Origin of the sequence: Bradyrhizobium sp. WSM2793 (genome assembly GCF_000379585.1) — a bacterium.
Lineage (GTDB): Bacteria > Pseudomonadota > Alphaproteobacteria > Rhizobiales > Xanthobacteraceae > Bradyrhizobium.
The window spans coordinates 154,620-171,964 of sequence record NZ_KB902775.1; the positions used below are offsets into that span (position 1 = coordinate 154,620).

The window sequence follows — 17,345 nt, forward strand, 5'->3', positions numbered from 1 at the left end:
CTTACGGCCGCGGCGGAATGTTCAGCCCGCGCTGCACCGCCGGACGCGCGAGGCCGCGTTCGAGCCAGGCACCGACCGATTTGAACTGGGTGAATTCGACGAGATCGCCGGCACCGTAGAAGCCGATGAGATTGCGCACCCAGCCGAGCATCGAGATGTCGGCGATGGTGTAGTCGTCATCCATGAACCATTGCCGCCCTGAAAGATGCGTCTCCATCACGCCGAGCAGGCGCTTGGCCTCGGCGACGTAGCGGTCACGGGGCCGCTTGTCCTCAAAATCCTTGCCGGCGAATTTATGGAAGAAGCCAACCTGGCCGAACATCGGTCCGATGCCGCCCATCTGGAAGTGCACCCACTGGATGGTCTGGTAGCGGCGCGCGGCATCCTCGGGCAGCAGCTTGCCTGTCTTCTCGGCGAGGTATTGCAGGATCGCCCCGGACTCGAACAGTGGCAGCGGCCTGCCGCCCGGACCATTGGGATCGAGGATCGCCGGGATCTTGCCGTTCGGATTGAGCGAGAGGAATTCAGCCGTCTTCTGATCGTCCTTGCCGAAATCGACGAGATGGACCTCGTAGGGAAGTCCGATCTCCTCCAGCATGATCGAGACCTTGACGCCGTTCGGCGTCGGCAGCGAATAGAGCTGAAGCAGTTCGGGATGCTTGGCCGGCCAGCGTTTGGTGATGGGAAAGGCGGACAGATCAGACATCGGCACTCCGGCTGCGTTGGTGAGATGCCGCCTAATCTAGGCGAGCAAGCGAACGGCGCAAGGCCAGCCGATTATCTGGAAGATCAGGGGAAGGCGTGGATTAGCAATTGACGCCCTTGAAGGGACTAGAGCGGCAGCGTCGCGATCTTGACGACCGGCGTCATGGTTTCATGCTGCAGTCGATACTGGATGAACCATTGACCCGTGATCAGCAGCGCAGCCGTGAAGGCAATCGCGAGGGTCGCGGTCGCCCATTGGCAGACATCGTGCATGGTATTTGTCCCTCAACTCCTGTGGCTTAAACGCCCGCTGACATGCCGTGTTCCAACTCGGCAGGAAAATTTTGCCGGTTTTTCCCGTTTTCTCAGACGAGACGTTGCGTTGTTTCGAGGGACCATCGAGCAACTTGCGCGTTGTGACGGGATGAACATTGAGAAGCGCGCCCTGCTCGATCACGCTCAGCGCTGTCGCCGCGTCGCGGACGATCTCGCCCATCGCGAAGCCGCACGAAGGCTGCGAGCAATGGCCGATGTGTACGAAGCGCGAGCAGCAAGGCTGGGCGATGAGGGTGGCTCCTTGAAGCCGAGCCATTGTGGTCGTGGTCACCTTGCCGGTACAAGCGATCGGCAGAGTTGATCTGGTCAGTAGTTGATCTCCATCCGCAATCCGCGTGGATCGATCTCCTCGCCGCCGACACGCTGCGTGCTGTCGCGCGCCGCCACCGCGCAGGCACAGGCGTCGATGAGATCGTCGCGGCCGATGCCGGTGCCATGGCGAAGCGTCAGCCACCTTTCGACCTTGGTGAAACCCCGAGCTATCAGCAGCGCGATGCGCTGCTCGCGGCCTTGCGCCGACGTCTTCGGTTCAAGCCGCACTCGCCCTGCGAGATTCCAGAACACCAATTCCGGATGCGCTTCGCCGATCGTCGACTGCCGTGCCGGAGTCATGATCTCATCGACGTCCCTGATCTTCTCCCTGATATTCCAGAGCTGCGCCGACACGCCCCTGCCCTTGCCTTCATGCGTCCAGTAGTGACGATTGGCCGCCGCCATATCGGGAAATGTCCAGAGATCGCGGCGCGCACCGAGAAACACGGCGGGGCCAATCAGCTCACGCGCATGCAGGTCGCACAGGCGATAGCCGGCCGGATTCAATCCGATCGGCATGTCGATCATCGCGCGCGCATGCGGCAACGCGAGCAAGCGTATCAGGCCCGGCGAATAATCGAAGCCATGATTGTCGCGCTCGTCGATCCAGGCCGCGACCCAGCCGAAACGAAATCCGTCGAGGCCGAGATAGTTTGGCACGTCATGCGTCCGTCATTTTCATTTTTCCACGCGCGCGTCGCTTGACATCCGCAAGTTGCGGGCGTATGTCCCGCGCCCTCGCAGAACACTTCCGTTTGCGACAAGCACACCATGAACCGAGCGATGTCACACCGCTACGAAAGAATTGTCCGCATGCCGAATAGCTCAAAGCTATTCGACGTCGCATGCCCGGCTCATAGGAGCGATCTTGCCTGACCGCAAGATCGACAGTCCGCTTCTCACGGACCCTCCCGAGCCTGCCGCTCCGGAGGGTTTTTTATTGCTCGCCGCGCGGCCCAACCGAACATCCCGGCAATCGCCGGAACGAGAGACCCGGATCTCGGGGCTCGCGCTGGAGAGGCGCGTGCCCAAGCGCGCGGGGCCTGCCGGAGGGAACGAGGCGATGAGCCGGACACCGATGGCAGAGCGAACCCTGATGGTTCGCAACATGCGGCGCGTCGACAGCGCCGCGATAGAATTTTTGTAGTTCGGTTTGCCGCTGTCGTCGCGGCTCAACCGACGCTGGTGGTGAAGATCTCGGATACTTCTCCACACGGCAAAGCGGGTATGCCTCCCGCCTTTGACGCACGCACCGGGATGCGGCCTCGGAAAAGGTTCGCACGCGGCCCGGCGCAGGATCCGTTCGCAAGAAGGGTCCTGTGTTGTCGTCACTGAAAGCCGAGATCGCCCGTTCCCCAGCGTACCCATCAACGGCCGACGCGAGAGCGTCGGCCTGGCGGTGGTGAAGATGTCTGTTACTTCGGACCGCGCAGGGTCGACTCCTGCAAGAGCAAGGGGCGGATCGCCCGCAAGGGCAGCAACAGCATCGCTCGTTCCCCGCCAAACCATCACGGTCCGTGGTGAAGATTTCTGTTACTTCGCCTATCACGCGAGAGGTCGCGGGTTCGAATCCCGCCCGGTGTACGATGCACCGGTAGCTCAGTGGCCAGAGCGCTTTCCGGCGGGCTTTCGCTCGCCGGGTCACAGAATCGCCTGTTCCCGGATCGTGTCCCTTCGTCGCCACCGCCGGTGGTGAAGAGCGCTGTTACTTCGCGGTCGGAGGTTCGAGCCCTCCCGGACATCAGTCCGTAGCTCAGTTGGTAGAGCACGTTCAGCCTCGCTTGTTCCCCGGCACCCGCTTCCATTCCATCATCAACCCAAGAGGAGGCCGTCATGGTCAGGCTCAACAAGATCGTTCGCGCCTTCACGCGTCAGCGCGCCCGTGCCGTGCGCTTCACGCCCGAGATGGAGCTGAAGCGCGCGCTGATGAACTGCCTCCTGTGGGAGGACCAGTTCTACGAGGACGGCGTCGCGATCGCCGATCGCATCAGGGCCCTGGTGCCGAAGGTTGCTCCGGCGCGCGTGGCGCAGCTTGCGATCGAGGCGCGCGAGGTGATGAAGCTGCGGCACGCGCCGCTGCTCGTCATCCGCGAGATGGCGCGGAGCGAGAAGCACCGCGCCCTCGTGGCCGACACACTTCACCGGGTGATCCAGCGTCCCGACGAGATGACGGAGCTGCTTGCGATCTACTGGGCGGATGCGCTCGGCCCTCAGCAGCAGCGCAAGCGTCAGCCGGTCTCGGCGCAGGTCAAGAAGGGCCTTGCCCGCGCGCTGACCAAGTTCGACGCGTACCAGCTCGCCAAGTGGGACCGCGACGGCGCGGTGCGGATCAGGGACGTGCTGTTCCTGGTGCACGCCAAGCCGAAGGACGCCGACCAGGCCAAGGTGTGGAAGCAGCTCGTCGATGGCGAGCTCGCCTCCCCCGACACCTGGGAGGTTTCGCTCTCGGCCGGCAAGAACAAGCGCGAGACCTTCGAGCGGTTGATCGCCGAGCGCAAGCTCGGCGGGCTGGCGCTCATGCGCAATCTGCGGCTGATGCAGAACGCGCAGGTCCCGCGCGAGACCATCGCAGGCGCGATCGACGCGATGCGGACGGATCGTATCCTTCCCTATCGCTTCATCACGGCGGCGCGCTATGCGCCGGACTTCGAGCCCGAGCTCGAGGCTGCGATGCTCAAGTCGGTCAAGGATCATGTGCGGCTCCCGGGCCGCTCCCGGCTCCTGATCGACGTGTCGGGCTCGATGTTCGCGACGCTCTCCGCGCAGTCGGAAATGACGCGCGCGGAGTCGGCGTGTGGCCTGGCCATCCTCGCCCGCGAGATCTGCGACGAGGTCGAGATCTTCACCTTCTCCGACAGGGTGGTGAAGGTCCCTCCCCGCCGCGGCTTCGCGCTTCGAGATGCGATCATCAACTCGCAGCCGCATGGCGGAACCTGGCTCGGCAAGGCGGTGGCGGAGATCGACCGCAAGGGCGATCGCCTCATGGTCTTCACCGACGAGCAGAGCCACGACCAGGTGCCCGAGCCCAGGGCGCGCGGCACCATCGTGAACGTGGCCTCGTATCAGCACGGTGTCGGCCACGGCGCCTGGACCCGCGTCAACGGCTTCTCTGAGGCCGTGGTCGCGTGGATCGCGGCGTCGGAAACGGCGTTGAACTGATGCGCAACGACAACGGCCCCGGACGCAGGGTACTGCGCCCGGGGCTTTCAAAATCTCTGAAATGATCCGTCCGCCCGGCTATGGTGCGTGCGGAATGCAAAGCAGGACACACGACCATGCGACGATCCGATCCCTACATGGAACGCGCCCGCGAGCTCTGCCTCGCCGCCGGCATCGATCCCGACTCGCGCGTCGGCGAAGGACGCGGCCAGCCCGCCTGGTGCCTGTACAAGGACGCCGCGCGCAAGGAGCATCTTGCCCGCGAGGCCAATGCGACCGCGAACTCGATCGCCGAGTTCCGGATGCAGGACGCCCGCTTCCAGAATGCGCCGCTGAAGATTTTCGGCCCGCACGAGGACGCGACGATCGCGCAGATGCAGAACTGCATGGCGGTCGGCAACGTCGTATCCGGGGTGATCTGCGCCGACGGCCATCTCGGTTACGCCCAGCCGGTCGGCGGTGTCATCGCCTATGAGAAGCAGATCAGCATCTCCGGCGTCGGCTTCGACATCGGCTGCGGCAACATGGCCGCCCGGCTCGACACGCGCTTCGACGACATTGCAGGCCTCATCCCCACGATCATCCGCGACGTCGCCAAGGTGATCTCGTTCGGGGTCGGCCGCGCCAATGCCGAGCGGGCCGAGCACGACCTGTTCGACGACGCAGATGCCTGGCACGAAAGCGACATGGAGGCCTACCGTCAGAAGGCGGTGAGCCAGCTCGGCACGGTCGGATCGGGCAACCACTATGTCGACCTCATGCGCGACGAGGAAGGCTTTGTCTGGATCGGCGTCCACTTCGGAAGCCGCGGTCTCGGACACACCTCCGCGACGCGCTACCTCAAGGCCGCCGGGGGCAAGGACGGTATGAACGTCCCGCCCGCGGTCGTCGACGAGGATTCCGAGCTCGGCCGCCGCTACATCGCGGCGATGCAGCTCGCCGGGCGTTATGCCTATGCGGGCCGCGAGTGGGTCGTCGAGCGCGTCCGCCAGATCATCGGCGGCAGCGTCACTGAGAGCGTGCACAACCACCACAACTATGCCTGGCGTGAGACCCACGACGGCAAGGATCTGTGGGTGGTGCGCAAGGGCGCGACGCCGGCGTTTCCCGGCCAGAAGGGATTCGTCGGCGGCTCGATGGGCGACGACGCCGTCATTCTCGAAGGCGTCGACAGTCCGGAGGCCAAGGCTTCGCTCTATTCGACCGTGCACGGCGCCGGCCGGCTGTTCGGACGCAAGGAGGCGAAGCGGCGCTTCTCGCGCGCGGAGATGGACCATTGGCTCAACGAGCGCGGCGTCACCTTGATCGGTGCCGACCTCGACGAGAGCCCGATGGCCTATCGCCGCCTGCCGGACGTGCTGGCGCAGCACGCCGGCACCGTGCGCGTGCTACACACTCTGCGGCCGTTCGCCGTCGCCATGGCCGGCGAAGGCGAGTTCGATCCGTGGAAGGACTGACACAAGCAGCGGGCGGGAGGCACCACCTCCCGCCCGCATCATTCGATTCTCCTCCTCCGGTATTCACTCATGTCTCATCTCGTCAGATACTCGCGCATCAAGGCGCGGGCGCGGTGCAGTCGCGCCTTCACGGTCTGCCTGGATGCACCGAGCGCCGTGGAGATTTCGTCGATGGTCATTTCCTTGACGTCGCGCATCAGGGCGACATCGCGGTAGTGCGGCGGCAGCGCCTCGAACGCCGCGGCCACATCGAGCCGCAGATCGGCTTCGGGGCGAGCCAGCAGCAGCGCCTCCGCCTCGACGTCGTCGATGGCGGCGACGACACCGGCCCGACGCGCCAGCCGCAGGCATTCGCGGCGAACGACGCTGAACAGCCAGGCCGAAAACGCCAGCAGCGAGCGGATCGTGCCGACATGGCGGAACAGGATCCACAGCGCCTCCTGCGTCGCATCCTCGGCATCCGCCGAGCTGCGACAGGTGGCGCGCGCGTAGCGGCGGATATCCGGCTGCGCCGTCTCGAGCAGCGAGGCGATCGCGTGGGGATCGCCGAGCCGCGCGGTTTCGAACAGGTTTGGCGAGATCGCAGCCGCACTCACGAGACGCCCCCTCGCCCGATCCCCGCCATCGCGCACATCGGGCAATAGCCGACGAAGCCGGTCAGCGCGAAGCCGGCGCCGCCCAGCGCGACCAGCCACGCCGTCGTACCCGCCAGATAGACCAATGCCGCGACCATCACCGCGACGCCCAAGGCGATCCGCACTGCCTGATGCAGGCCGCCGATGTTCTTCCTGTAAAACGCCATCTCATCCTCCGAGTTAGGCCGCGGCAAAATGCCTCGACCACTAAGAGGACGCCCCGGCCGAAAAGGATTCGCGGGCGCGTGCAATTTTTTCGCGGGTCAGCCTCCGACGGCCTGATAGGCCAGGCGCTTGAACTCGAAGAAGTATGGATTCCAGAAGCCCATGTAACGCTGGGCCATCAGGACCCCCGCGGTATTGGCCTCAGGGCAGATCCACCAATGGGTGCCGGCGAGCCCGCCCCACTGGAATTCCCCGGTGGAGTTCGGCGGATCGAACGGCGTCGGCGCGAAGGTGACGGCGCCGCCGAGGCCAAAGCCCTTGCCGGGGATCGGGCCGAGATTGGCGAAGCGGATGGTCTGCCCTGCCGGGAGCTGGTTCGTCATCATCTGCCGCAGCGTCTCCGGCTTCAGCAGCGCATCCGAACCGGGCAGCAGCGCGCGGACCAGTGCGAGCATGTCGGGCAAGGTCGAGACCAGACCACCACCGCCCGAGAGCCGCGGGAACGGCCGCCGATAGGCTTGCGGAAACGGCAGATTGTCGGCCCGCGTGAGGCCGGGCTTCATCGGAACGAGCACATCAGCGCCATTGTAGAGCGCAACCAGCCTGCCCTGCTGCGCTTCCGGAACATGAAAGCCGGTATCGGTCATGCCGAGCGGATCGAAGATGCGCGCCTTCAGGAAGGTATCGAGCGCCTGGCCGGAGACGACCTCCACGATACGGCCGAGCACGTCGGTGGCCACCGAATATTCCCAGGACGTCCCCGGGTGATAGGACAGCGGCAGGCTGGCGAGCTGGTCGATCATGTCGGCGAGCGGCGTCAGCGGATTGAGTACGCGCGCCTCGTTGTAGGCTTTGAACAGCACCGTGCCGGGATCGAAGATGCCATAGCTGAGGCCGGAGGTGTGGGTCAGGAGCTGGCGGATCGTGATCGGGTTCTTCGCCGGCTCGACATCGGCAAGGCTCGAAGCGTCCGGCTTCAGCACCTTGCGACCAGCGAGCTGCGGCAGGAATTTCTCGATCGGGTCATCGAGCCCGATGCGGCCCTCCTCGACCAGCAGCATGATCGCGCAAGTGACGAAGATCTTGGTGTTGGAGAACGCGCGGAAGATATGGTCGGGACGAAGCGCGGTCTTGGCTTCGCGGTCGGCAAAGCCGACGCATTGCTGGTCGACCACCTCGCCCCCGCGCAGCACGGCCCAGGATGCGCCCGGAATGATCTCCTGATCGACGTAGCGCTGCATCGCCGTCCGCGCGGCGGAAAATTCCGTAACCTTGGCGTCCATGAGTCTCCCCCAATTGTGGTTCGGACGGATATAGCGCGCTTTCGCGGGAAATGAAGGCCGCAGCGCCTATTGCTGCTTCATGAACGCGGTGACGTGCAAGCAGCGACGGATGCGCATGCCCTGCCGTTGGTACAGCGCGATCGCCGACACGTTGCTGGAAAACACGTGCAGGAACGGAATTTCCCCGCGCGCCTCGATCCCGCGGGCGACGGCCGCAAGCAGCGCCTGCGCATAGCCGCGGCCGCGATAGTCGGGATGCACGCATACGGCCGTCATCTCCACGAACTTACCCGGCTTCATGCGCTCGCCCGTCATCGCGACCAATTGATCCCCGGCGCGGATGCCGAGGAACGTGCCGAGCTCATGGGTCCGCCGCGCGAACGGACCGGGCTTCGTCAGCTCCGTCAGCGCCATCATCGCCGGAACGTCGTCGGCACCCAGAGTGACGATCTCGGCATCGCGGAGCGGACTGTCGGCGGGCGAGCCAATCATCTGCTCGCAGGGCCCGGCGATCACGACCTTGAAACCGGCGGGTACCTCGACCGGATCCGGCGTGAACAACGCGGCGACCTGCGTGCCCGACAGCAGATCACCGAGCGCGGCAAAGCTCGCCGCGGACATGTCGACCATGTCGGCGAACGGCGTCATGTCGACGGGATAGCGCAGCGCCCGCGGGCCGCCTTCGGCCAGATGCTTGTGGCTGGTCGTCAGCGCGCTCCAGATCGGACGATCCAGCAGCGCCTCATCGCTGTCGGACACCGGCCTAGTCCTTGTCGAAGCTGACGATGACGGCAGCATTGGCGATGAGGATGGGATCGTTGGCCACTTCGGTTGCCGAGGGAATCTCCAGCCCGCCCTTGACGGCGGTGACGGTCACGGTGCCGTAAGGAAGCTCCTTGGCCACAGCCTCCTTGTCGACGGCTTCCGGATTGGGCACCGCGATCGTGACATCGACGAACATGTCGTTCGCAGTCTTGCCGATCATCCGGAAGAAGCCGAGGCTCGAATGCCTGATGGCATCCGACACGGCGCGCTTGGCCGCCTTGGTGGCGTCCCTGCCGTGGACATCGACGCCCATACCCATCTCGGTGACGCAGCGAACACGAGTCATGTTCATTCCCATTAGTGCTGGAGTTCAGAAGGCCCGACCTTCCGCGATCTACGCCTCCGGCACAAGCGCCTTTTCGCGCAGGAAATATGCGTTGCGGTCTTCCTCCTGCGCGTTCACGACCGCGCGAATTCGCAACAAATCCTTGCGCGCAACCAGGCCCACCACGCGATGAGTGCTGCGTTCGACCACCGGCAGGCGCCCGAGATCGGAGGCGACCATGAGATCGGCGACACGCCCCAGCACGTCGTCGGGATGCGCCATCACGGCCGATGAGTCCGAGACCACGTCGTCCAGCGTTGCGGCCTGATGATCGCCCTCGGTGCGCCAGCGCAGCACATCGGCGCGCGTGACCATGCCGGCCAGCCGTCCATCGGCAGTGACGACGGGATAGGATTTGTGACGGCGCTGGTCCGAGGTGAAGAACGCGACCGCTTCGTCGATGGGCATGTCGACCGGCAGCGTGTCGACATCAGTGACCATGACATCGGCGGCGCGGAGCAACTCGAACGGATCGATCGCGTATTCGCGCGTGATATGCTGGCCGCGGCGCGCGATCTTCTCGGTCAGGATCGAGCGCTTCAGCAGCAGCACAGTGACGGCATGCGCTGCGCCGGTCGCCGCCAGCAGTGGCAGCAACATGTCGATATTGCCGGTCAGCTCGATGGCGAACATTACGCCCGTCAGCGGCGAGCGCATCGTGCCGCCCATCATCGCGGCCATGCCGACCAACGCCCAGAATGACGCGCCACCGGGCAGCGCCAGCCCCTCCATCCAGCCAGCCGTGCCGCCGAGGATCAGCAGCGGCGCCAGCACGCCGCCCGATGTGCCTGAGCGAGCGCAATCACCCAGATCGCGGATTTCACCAGCAGCAGCCGGATCGCCTCATCGCGCGCCATGTGGCCCGACAAGAGATCGGCGATGACGTCGTAGCCGACGCCAAGCGCGCGGGGATCGACGAGGCCGCCGAGGCCGACGATCAGTCCGCCAAGCATCGGCCACCACATCCAGTGCACCGGCAGGCGGTCGAACAGGTCTTCGATCGCGTAGAGCAGCCGCGTCATCAGCCCGGATTGCAGGCCGGCGACGATGCCGACGCCGATCGCTGCCGCCAGCCCCCACCACGGCAGGTCTGGCCGCTCGGCAAACGGAAACAAGGGTCCCGTCCCGAACAGCAGCGGACGCCAGGCGGCCGAGATCACGGCCCCCGTCACCACGGGCAGGAAGCTGCGCGGCTTCCATTCGAACAGCAGCAGTTCGACCGCGAGCAGGACGGCCGCGATCGGCGTGCCGAAGATCGCGCTCATGCCGGCAGCCGCGCCCGCGACCAGCAGCGTCTTGCGCTCGGCGGCGGTAAGATGAAAGCACTGGGCGAAGATCGACCCGATCGCGCCGCCCGTCATGATGATCGGCCCCTCGGCGCCGAACGGACCGCCGCTCCCGATCGACACCGCCGAGGACAGCGGCTTCAGGACCGCGACCTTCGGCTGCATCCGGCTGCCGCCGATCAGGATCGCCTCGATCGCCTCGGGGATGCCGTGTCCCCGGATCTTCTCCGAGCCGAAGCGCGCCATCAGCCCGATGACGAGGCCGCCGAGCGCCGGCGCCAGCACCATCCAGATCCCGGGACGGGCATTCGCCAGCGAAACGTTCTCGGTGCTGAAATGACCGAACCAGACCAGATTGGTGACGAGCGCGATGAGCTTCAGCAGCACCCACGCGGCGCCCGCCCCGAGGCTGCCGACCAGCAGGGCCATGCCGATCAGGATCAATACGCGGCGGTCGGCGGTGAAGTCTCCGGGCTTGCCGCGAGGACGCGGGAGGCCGCCGGTGATGTCCAGGGTCTGGCGCATGGCTAGCTCTTGTCGGGAGATTTTGACGGGAGGGTCCTTGGCGCTGCCAATATATCGTGTCACGATATATATCAAGGAATGGCTGGTATGATCCTCCGGGCAAACGCCGGCCGGAGCGCTACCTCTGCCGCGCCCGCAGCTCGTCTACGAGCACCCGCACGTTCTCCGAATAGTCGATCGGGATCACGACCAGATGCACGCCGCCCTCTTTGAAAGCGGCATCCAGCGTCGGGCCAAAGCTGTCGATGCTCTCGATCCGATGCCCCTTCGCGCCATAGGCCTTCGCGTAGAGGACGAAATCGGGATTGCCAAAGGTCATGCCGTAGTCGGCGAAATGATCGACGGCCTGCTTCCAGCGGATCATGCCGTAGGCATTGTCCTCCAGCACCAGCACGACGAGATTGAGCTTGAGGCGGACCGCAGTCTCCATCTCCTGGCTGTTCATCATGAAGCCGCCGTCGCCGGCGACCGCGAGCACGCGGCGGTCGGGATAGAGCATCGCGGCCATCATCGCCGACGGCAGCCCGGCGCCCATGGTCGCCAGCGCATTGTCGAGCAGCAGCGTGTTGGCGACGCGGGTGCGGTAGTTGCGCGCGAACCAGATCTTGTACATGCCGTTGTCGAGCGCGACGATGCCGTTCTCCGGGATGACCTGGCGGATGTCGTGCACGATCCGCTGCGGCGTCGGCGGCCAGCGCGCCTCGGTGGCGCGGTCGGCGATGTGGCCGAGAATCTTCTCCCGCAACGGCAGCAGCGCCGCAGCCTGCGGCAGCTTGCCTTCGAGCCGGTCAGCGAGCAGCTCCAGGCTCGGGCCGACGTCGCCAATGACCTCCGCGTCGGGAAAATAGACCAGCTCGACGCTGGCCGATGTGTAGCTGACGTGAATGACCTTCGGCCCTGAGGGCCCCATGATGAAAGGCGGCTTCTCGACGGGGTCGTGACCGATCGCAATGATCAGGTCGGCGGCATCGATCGCGTCATGAACGTAATCGCGTTCGGACAGCGCGGCGGTCCCCATGTAGAGATTGGTGCCACCGGGCACGGTGCCCTTGCCCATCTGCGTGGTGAAGAACGGAATGCCGGTCCGCCGCACGAAGCTGGCGATACCGTGGGTCGCGCGCGGCCGGCTGGTCGCGGCGCCCATCATGACCAGCGGATGTCTCGCCGACAGAATCATCTCGGCGGCACGGTCGAGCGCGGCGCGATGGGCGACCGGGATTTCGATCGGATGGACCGGGATCACGGGGACAGCAGGCACTTCGTCACCCGCGATGTCCTCGGGCAATTCGAGATGCACCGGCCCCGGCCGCTCCTCCATCGCGACGCGAAAGGCATCGCGCACCACGGTCGGAATGCTGGAGGCGCTGACGATCTGCCGCGACAGTTTGGTCAGCGGCTTCATGGTCGCGACCACGTCCACAATCTGGAAGCGCGCCTGACGGCTGCTCATGATCGGCTTCTGGCCGGTGATCAGGATCATCGGCATCGCGCCGAGATGTGCATAGGCCGCGCCCGTTGACAGATTGAGCGCGCCGGGGCCGAGCGTCGAGAGGCAAACGCCGGGCTTGCCGGTCAACCGCCCATGCGTGGCCGCCATGAAGGCGGCGGCCTGCTCGTGACGGGTCAGGACCAGCTCGATCTTGGAGGTGCGGAGCGATTCCACGAGATCGAGATTCTCCTCGCCGGGAACGCCGAAGATGCGGTCGACGCCTTCGTTCTCAAGCGCCGCGACAAACAGATCCGATCCCTTCACCTTGCGCTCCTGTCCGCTCATGTCGCCTCCGCTTGTGCTCGCTCCCGTGTTCCACGGCAGTTGGCACATGGTAGCGGCCTGTGGCGCCGGCACAACTCACAAAGGGCGGCACACGGCATCAACTTCGCCATCACCGTGCGAACCGAGCGAAACAATCGAACTTCTTCCGCGCGGCCGCCAGCATGCACGTTGCAAGCCGCGCGCAACCTGCTATCGATCCGGCAATGACACCCAAATCCTTCGAAACCCGCTGCCTGCGCCTTCCCGCCGTCACCAAGGTGGTGCAGTGGGAGGGCACCTCCGTCTTCAAGGTCGGCGGCAAGATGTTCGCGCTCGGCGGCGGCTTTGCCGCGCGCTCCGGCGGCTACATGTTCAAGACCGCGAACATGGCCTATGCCATGCTGATCGAGCACGGCCTGGCCCGGCCTGCGCCGTATTTGGCGCGCGCCAAATGGGTGCAACTCGTCAGCAACAACGCCCTACCCGATGCTGAGCTCACTCTGTATCTGGCGCAGGCGCACGCGCTGATCGCGGCAAAGCTGACGCGGAAGGCACGCAAGGAACTCGGCCTCGCCTCACCAGGGCAATGATGACCATTCCCGCGTGCAGCACACGGATCGCTCGCGGCGACATTGAGCTTTCATTGTTCCCCGTTATACTGCCGGTTCTGGATTCGATTTAGGACATCGGCGTGGCGATTGATCTGAAGGCGGTCGAGCAACTCGCTACCGATCAATCCTCGCTCAAGGCCGCCGCCGGCCTCGCCAAGCCCGCCAAATGGTCCGGTGTCGGCATGAGCCGTGATGCCGCGCTGATCTGGGGCGAATGCGCGGGCTCCGGCGCCAATCCGTACCGCGTGATGGCCGATCTGCGCGACCTCGGCAACAAGTGCACCTGCCCCTCACGCAAATTCCCCTGCAAGCACGTGCTCGGCCTGTTGTGGCTGAATGCGGAAGCGGTGGTGCCATTCACGCCCGCCGACACGCCGGCCTGGGTCAGCGATTGGCTCGGCCGCCGGCGCGGCCCGTCCACGGCAAAGCCTGCGACCAATGCGCCGCCCGGCGGCGACAAGGATCTGGGTGCCGCGCGCGCCGCCGAGCCTGGGGTCGCAGACGACCCGAAGGACGTGGCGCGGCGCGAGGCCCAGGCAGCCAAACGTAACGAAGAGACCGAGCGCGCCATTTTCGATGCGCTGGATGCGCTCGAGCAATGGATCGGCGACCAGCTTCGCATGGGATTGTCAGGCTTCATCGATGATGCCACGGCGCGATGCCGGCGGATCGCGGCGCGGCTTGTCGATGGCAAGGCCGCGGTGCTCGCCGGCCGGATCGACGAGCTGCCGTCCCGCCTCCTCGCGCTCTCCGCAGGCGACCGTCCGCGCGGCGCCGTGGTCGAGCTCGGCAAACTTGTTCTGCTCGCGCGCGCCTTCCGCGCCACCCCGCGCAATACAGAGATCCGGCGCGCGGTCGCCGCCTCGGAGACCCGCGAGACGGTGCTGGTGGATCCAGATGCGCTGCGGGTCGATGCGGATTGGGAGGTTCTTGCCGAGCAGGTGCAGACGCGCCGCGACAGCTTGGTATCGCAGACCACATGGCTGCTCAACCTCGCCGCGGCCGGTCCACGCTTCGCAATGCTGCTAGATTTTTTCCCGGCCAGCGCGGGAAGGCGCGGTTCAGGCTTCACGCCCGGCGAGCGCTTTCACGGCGAGCTCGTCTTCTATCCATCGGCGCAGCCGCTTCGCGCTTTGCTCGTCCGGCGCGACGCCGCGCACGAGATGCCGGCGCCGGCATGGCCCGCGCCGGATGACACACTCTCCGAGGCGTTGACGCGACCGTTGCTGGCAGAGCCCTGGATGATCGACATTCCGCTGCTGCTGCCGCAGGGGCGCATCGCGCGCGACGCTACCGGACACACATGGTGGCGATCGGCCGATGGCCTTGCGACGCTGCCGGTCGCCTCCGAAGTCAACGGCATTCTGTGCGGCACCGATCTCACGCGCACCGCTGCGATCTGGTCGGGCAATCGGCTCGCGATCCTCGCCGCGCAGACCCCTTGGGGACGGATCGGCGGCCATGACTGAGGCGACAAGGGCCGAAGCAATCTTTGATGCCATGAGCGCAGTCCTGACGCGCTGGACCATTGGATCGGCGGCCGCGCCCGCAGCCAATTTCTGGCGTACCGAACTCGGCGATGATCCCGCCGAAGCGGAATTGCGGCTGCTTGCGCTTTCAGGCCAGTTTCTCGGCACCTCCGTGACAATGGAGCCGGCCTCGGTGCTCCGCGTCCTGCCCGATATCCCGACGCTTGCATTGCCGACGGTGCCCGAACAGCTGCGTCCGCTGGTGCGCCGGATCCTCGCGGCGAAGAAGCAGGCGCAGGCCGGGACCGAACTCGTCCACTTCCTCGCGGCGCGCGGCTGGACAACGCATCCGGCCGACTGGATGCCCGGAGCCGATGATGACGACGCGCCGGACGTCTATGCCGTCTGGCGCGACTGGGCGGCGCTTGCAAACTCCGACGGCGCCGGGCGGCAGCAGACCGGCGACGATCTCACCGCCGAGAACTGGGACGATTTCTGGCCCGCTGCGCGCAAGGCGGCACTGGCCGAACTTAGGCGGCGCGACCCGTCCGCTGCACGCGCGGTGCTCGAGGCCAAGCTCGCGAGCGAGACTGCCGACGCTCGCTTGCGCCTGCTGTTGCTGCTGTCGGAGCGGCTATCCGACGACGACGTCGCCTTTCTCGAACGCATCGCGACTGATGATCGCGCCCCCAAGGTCAAGGCGCTTGCGGCCTCGCTGCTCACGCGTCTTGGCCGAGGCCCTGCGGCCGGCGAGGACGTCGCCGAACTTGCCCGCTTCTTTTCGGTCAAGACCAAGGGGATTCTGCGCCGCTCGCGCGTGATCCAGGCCGAACCACTCAAGACACCAGCGCAAGTGCAACGCCGCAAGGCGCTGTTCGACGGCGCCGACCTCGCCTCGTTTTCCGCAGCGCTGGGGCTTGCGCCGCAGGATCTGATCGCCGCCTGGGACTGGACCGTGGACCACGCCGCCGACATGTCACTGATCAACCTGATCGTCGCAACCGGGACGGATGCGCTGGTCACGCAAGCGGCGGATACCATCGGCGAACGCGATGCCGCCGGCCTCGTTACCGCGCTCGCGCCGCGCCTTGCGCCCGCCGAACGCACAAGGCATGCCGAGGCGGCGCTGCGCACCCACGGCATCAGCTTCGAACTGGCCCAACAACTAGCAGGCGCAGCGGCACGGCTGGACGATCCGCTCTCCGCGCCCGCCGGCAAGACCCTGCTCGCCGAGCTTCAGCGCGATGACGCGAGGCCCGGCGATCAGGTCTCGGAGCTTCACGCGCTGGGCCTCATCGCCTCGCGCGACGGCGCGCAACGATCACTGCAACGACTGACGGCTGCGGGCCTGCTGCAGGGCGACCCGCGCCTCGACATGCTGCGGCTCAACGCCGCGTTGGACGACAACGGAGCGAAACCATGAGCGAGAAACTGCGCTTGCCCGCCGAGGACAGCTATGCCGCCGAGCTGAAGGCGCTGGCCGCGGGCGACGGGCATCGTCCGCCGGGCTGGGCGCTCTCGCCGCGGCAAGTGGTGACTTACCTGATGGGCGGAAAGGCCGCTGACGGGAGCGTGATCACGCCGAAATATGTCGGCGACAAGCGGCTGATCGAGACCGCCGTTGCAACCCTTGCGACCGATCGCGCATTATTGCTGCTGGGTGTGCCCGGCACCGCCAAATCGTGGGTCTCCGAGCACCTCGCCGCGGGCATCACCGGCGACTCCACACTCGTGATCCAGTGCACGGCGGGGACCGACGAGAACCAGATCCGCTACGGCTGGAACTATGCCCAGTTGCTCGCACACGGGCCGAGCCGCGAGGCGCTGGTCCCCACCCCGCTGATGCGTGCCATGGAGAGCGGCAAGCTCTGCCGTTTCGAGGAACTGACGCGGATGGGCAGCGACGTGCAGGACACGCTGATCACCGTGCTGTCCGAAAAGATGATGCCGGTCCCGGAGCTCAACACTGCCGTCTACGCCCAGCGCGGCTTCAACATCATCGCCACCGCCAACAACCGCGACAAGGGCGTCAACGAATTGTCTTCCGCGCTCAAGCGCCGCTTCAACGTCGTCGTGCTGCCCCTGCCCGACAGCGCCGAGGAGGAAGTGGCGATCATCGTCAAGCGGGTCGGCGAGATGGCGCAAAACCTCGATTTGCCGGCACCGAAGAACGTCGCCGACGAGGTCGCGCGCGTGGTCTCGATCTTCCGTGAGCTGCGTTCGGGTTCGACCGAGGACGGCAAGGTCGCGCTGAAGTCGCCCTCGGGCGGGCTGTCGACAGCCGAAGCGATCGCGGTGATGGTCGGCGGGATCAGCCAGGCGACCTTCTTCAACGACGGCAAGCTGACACCGGAAACGCTCGCCAGCAACATGATCGGCGCGGTCGTGAAGGATCCGGTGCAGGATACGGCCGTGCTAGGCGAATATCTCGAAACCGTGCTGAAGAAGCGGCGCGGTTTCGAAGGCTATTATGCTTCGTTGACCGATCTGATCTGACGG

At 65.8% G+C, this 17,345-nt stretch carries 16 protein-coding genes and 1 pseudogene; 7 read left to right on the forward strand and 10 right to left on the reverse strand.

Annotated elements, in window-relative coordinates; translation table 11 throughout:
• Position 1: 1 nt before the first annotated feature.
• The 3 genes from A3AS_RS0110900 to A3AS_RS0110910 all read right to left on the reverse strand — a co-directional run bounded on the left by A3AS_RS0110900 (position 2) and on the right by A3AS_RS0110910 (position 2,013).
• A complete protein-coding gene (locus A3AS_RS0110900) occupies positions 2 to 706 on the reverse strand; it encodes a glutathione S-transferase family protein (RefSeq protein ID WP_018317625.1) in 705 nt (234 codons plus the stop codon).
• A 125-nt stretch (positions 707 to 831) separates the two neighbouring features.
• The gene (locus tag A3AS_RS48255) at positions 832 to 978 is read right to left on the reverse strand and encodes a hypothetical protein (protein ID WP_018317626.1); all 147 of its coding nucleotides are present in this window, start codon (positions 976 to 978) and stop codon (positions 832 to 834) included.
• Between the two features lie 369 nt (positions 979 to 1,347).
• A complete protein-coding gene (locus A3AS_RS0110910; protein ID WP_018317627.1) occupies positions 1,348 to 2,013 on the reverse strand; it encodes a DUF429 domain-containing protein in 666 nt (221 codons plus the stop codon).
• A 208-nt stretch (positions 2,014 to 2,221) separates the two neighbouring features.
• Between A3AS_RS0110910 and A3AS_RS47135 the strand changes: the two genes are divergently transcribed.
• The 3 genes from A3AS_RS47135 (at position 2,222) to A3AS_RS0110920 (ending at position 5,969) form a co-directional block, all read left to right on the forward strand.
• Complete coding sequence (locus A3AS_RS47135; RefSeq protein WP_157644254.1) at positions 2,222 to 2,500, forward strand: hypothetical protein; 279 nt, start codon at positions 2,222 to 2,224, stop codon at positions 2,498 to 2,500.
• Positions 2,501 to 3,186: 686 nt separating this feature from the next.
• Positions 3,187 to 4,512, forward strand: coding sequence for a TROVE domain-containing protein (locus A3AS_RS0110915; protein WP_018317628.1), 1,326 nt, complete (start codon positions 3,187 to 3,189; stop codon positions 4,510 to 4,512).
• Between the two features lie 116 nt (positions 4,513 to 4,628).
• Positions 4,629 to 5,969, forward strand: a complete 1,341-nt coding sequence (locus A3AS_RS0110920; RefSeq protein ID WP_026201885.1) for an RtcB family protein — start codon at positions 4,629 to 4,631, stop codon at positions 5,967 to 5,969.
• A gap of 74 nt (positions 5,970 to 6,043) precedes the next feature.
• On the opposite strand, the gene A3AS_RS0110925 is transcribed toward A3AS_RS0110920, so the two are convergent.
• The 7 genes and pseudogenes from A3AS_RS0110925 to A3AS_RS0110955 all read right to left on the reverse strand — a co-directional run bounded on the left by A3AS_RS0110925 (position 6,044) and on the right by A3AS_RS0110955 (position 12,787).
• On the reverse strand, positions 6,044 to 6,565 hold the full coding sequence (locus A3AS_RS0110925) for an RNA polymerase sigma factor (protein WP_018317630.1): 522 nt from the start codon (positions 6,563 to 6,565) through the stop codon (positions 6,044 to 6,046).
• Positions 6,562 to 6,771: a DUF2892 domain-containing protein gene (locus tag A3AS_RS0110930; protein ID WP_018317631.1), complete on the reverse strand. Its 210-nt coding sequence runs from the start codon at positions 6,769 to 6,771 to the stop codon at positions 6,562 to 6,564. Before A3AS_RS0110930 ends, A3AS_RS0110925 begins: the two co-directional genes overlap by 4 nt.
• Before the next feature lie 96 nt (positions 6,772 to 6,867).
• Complete coding sequence (locus A3AS_RS0110935) at positions 6,868 to 8,052, reverse strand: serine hydrolase (protein ID WP_018317632.1); 1,185 nt, start codon at positions 8,050 to 8,052, stop codon at positions 6,868 to 6,870.
• A 66-nt stretch (positions 8,053 to 8,118) separates the two neighbouring features.
• Positions 8,119 to 8,811: a GNAT family N-acetyltransferase gene (locus tag A3AS_RS0110940; RefSeq protein ID WP_018317633.1), complete on the reverse strand. Its 693-nt coding sequence runs from the start codon at positions 8,809 to 8,811 to the stop codon at positions 8,119 to 8,121.
• A gap of 4 nt (positions 8,812 to 8,815) precedes the next feature.
• Positions 8,816 to 9,163, reverse strand: a complete 348-nt coding sequence (locus tag A3AS_RS0110945) for a Lin0512 family protein (protein ID WP_026201886.1) — start codon at positions 9,161 to 9,163, stop codon at positions 8,816 to 8,818.
• 48 nt (positions 9,164 to 9,211) lie between these two features.
• Positions 9,212 to 11,013 (reverse strand): annotated as a pseudogene (locus tag A3AS_RS0110950) (chloride channel protein).
• Between the two features lie 118 nt (positions 11,014 to 11,131).
• On the reverse strand, positions 11,132 to 12,787 hold the full coding sequence (locus tag A3AS_RS0110955; RefSeq protein WP_026201887.1) for an acetolactate synthase large subunit: 1,656 nt from the start codon (positions 12,785 to 12,787) through the stop codon (positions 11,132 to 11,134).
• A 203-nt stretch (positions 12,788 to 12,990) separates the two neighbouring features.
• On the opposite strand from A3AS_RS0110955, the gene A3AS_RS0110960 reads away from it, so the two are divergent.
• The 4 genes from A3AS_RS0110960 to A3AS_RS0110975 all read left to right on the forward strand — a co-directional run bounded on the left by A3AS_RS0110960 (position 12,991) and on the right by A3AS_RS0110975 (position 17,342).
• Complete coding sequence (locus A3AS_RS0110960; RefSeq protein ID WP_018317635.1) at positions 12,991 to 13,356, forward strand: MmcQ/YjbR family DNA-binding protein; 366 nt, start codon at positions 12,991 to 12,993, stop codon at positions 13,354 to 13,356.
• Between the two features lie 101 nt (positions 13,357 to 13,457).
• Positions 13,458 to 14,846 carry an SWIM zinc finger family protein gene (locus A3AS_RS43390; RefSeq protein ID WP_018317636.1) on the forward strand — a complete coding sequence of 463 codons (1,389 nt, stop codon included), beginning with the start codon at positions 13,458 to 13,460 and terminating at the stop codon, positions 14,844 to 14,846.
• A gap of 130 nt (positions 14,847 to 14,976) precedes the next feature.
• A complete protein-coding gene (locus A3AS_RS0110970) occupies positions 14,977 to 16,269 on the forward strand; it encodes a DUF5691 domain-containing protein (protein ID WP_198293694.1) in 1,293 nt (430 codons plus the stop codon).
• Positions 16,266 to 17,342 carry an AAA family ATPase gene (locus A3AS_RS0110975; RefSeq protein WP_018317638.1) on the forward strand — a complete coding sequence of 359 codons (1,077 nt, stop codon included), beginning with the start codon at positions 16,266 to 16,268 and terminating at the stop codon, positions 17,340 to 17,342. Before A3AS_RS0110970 ends, A3AS_RS0110975 begins: the two co-directional genes overlap by 4 nt.
• The last annotated feature ends 3 nt before the right edge of the window (positions 17,343 to 17,345 follow it).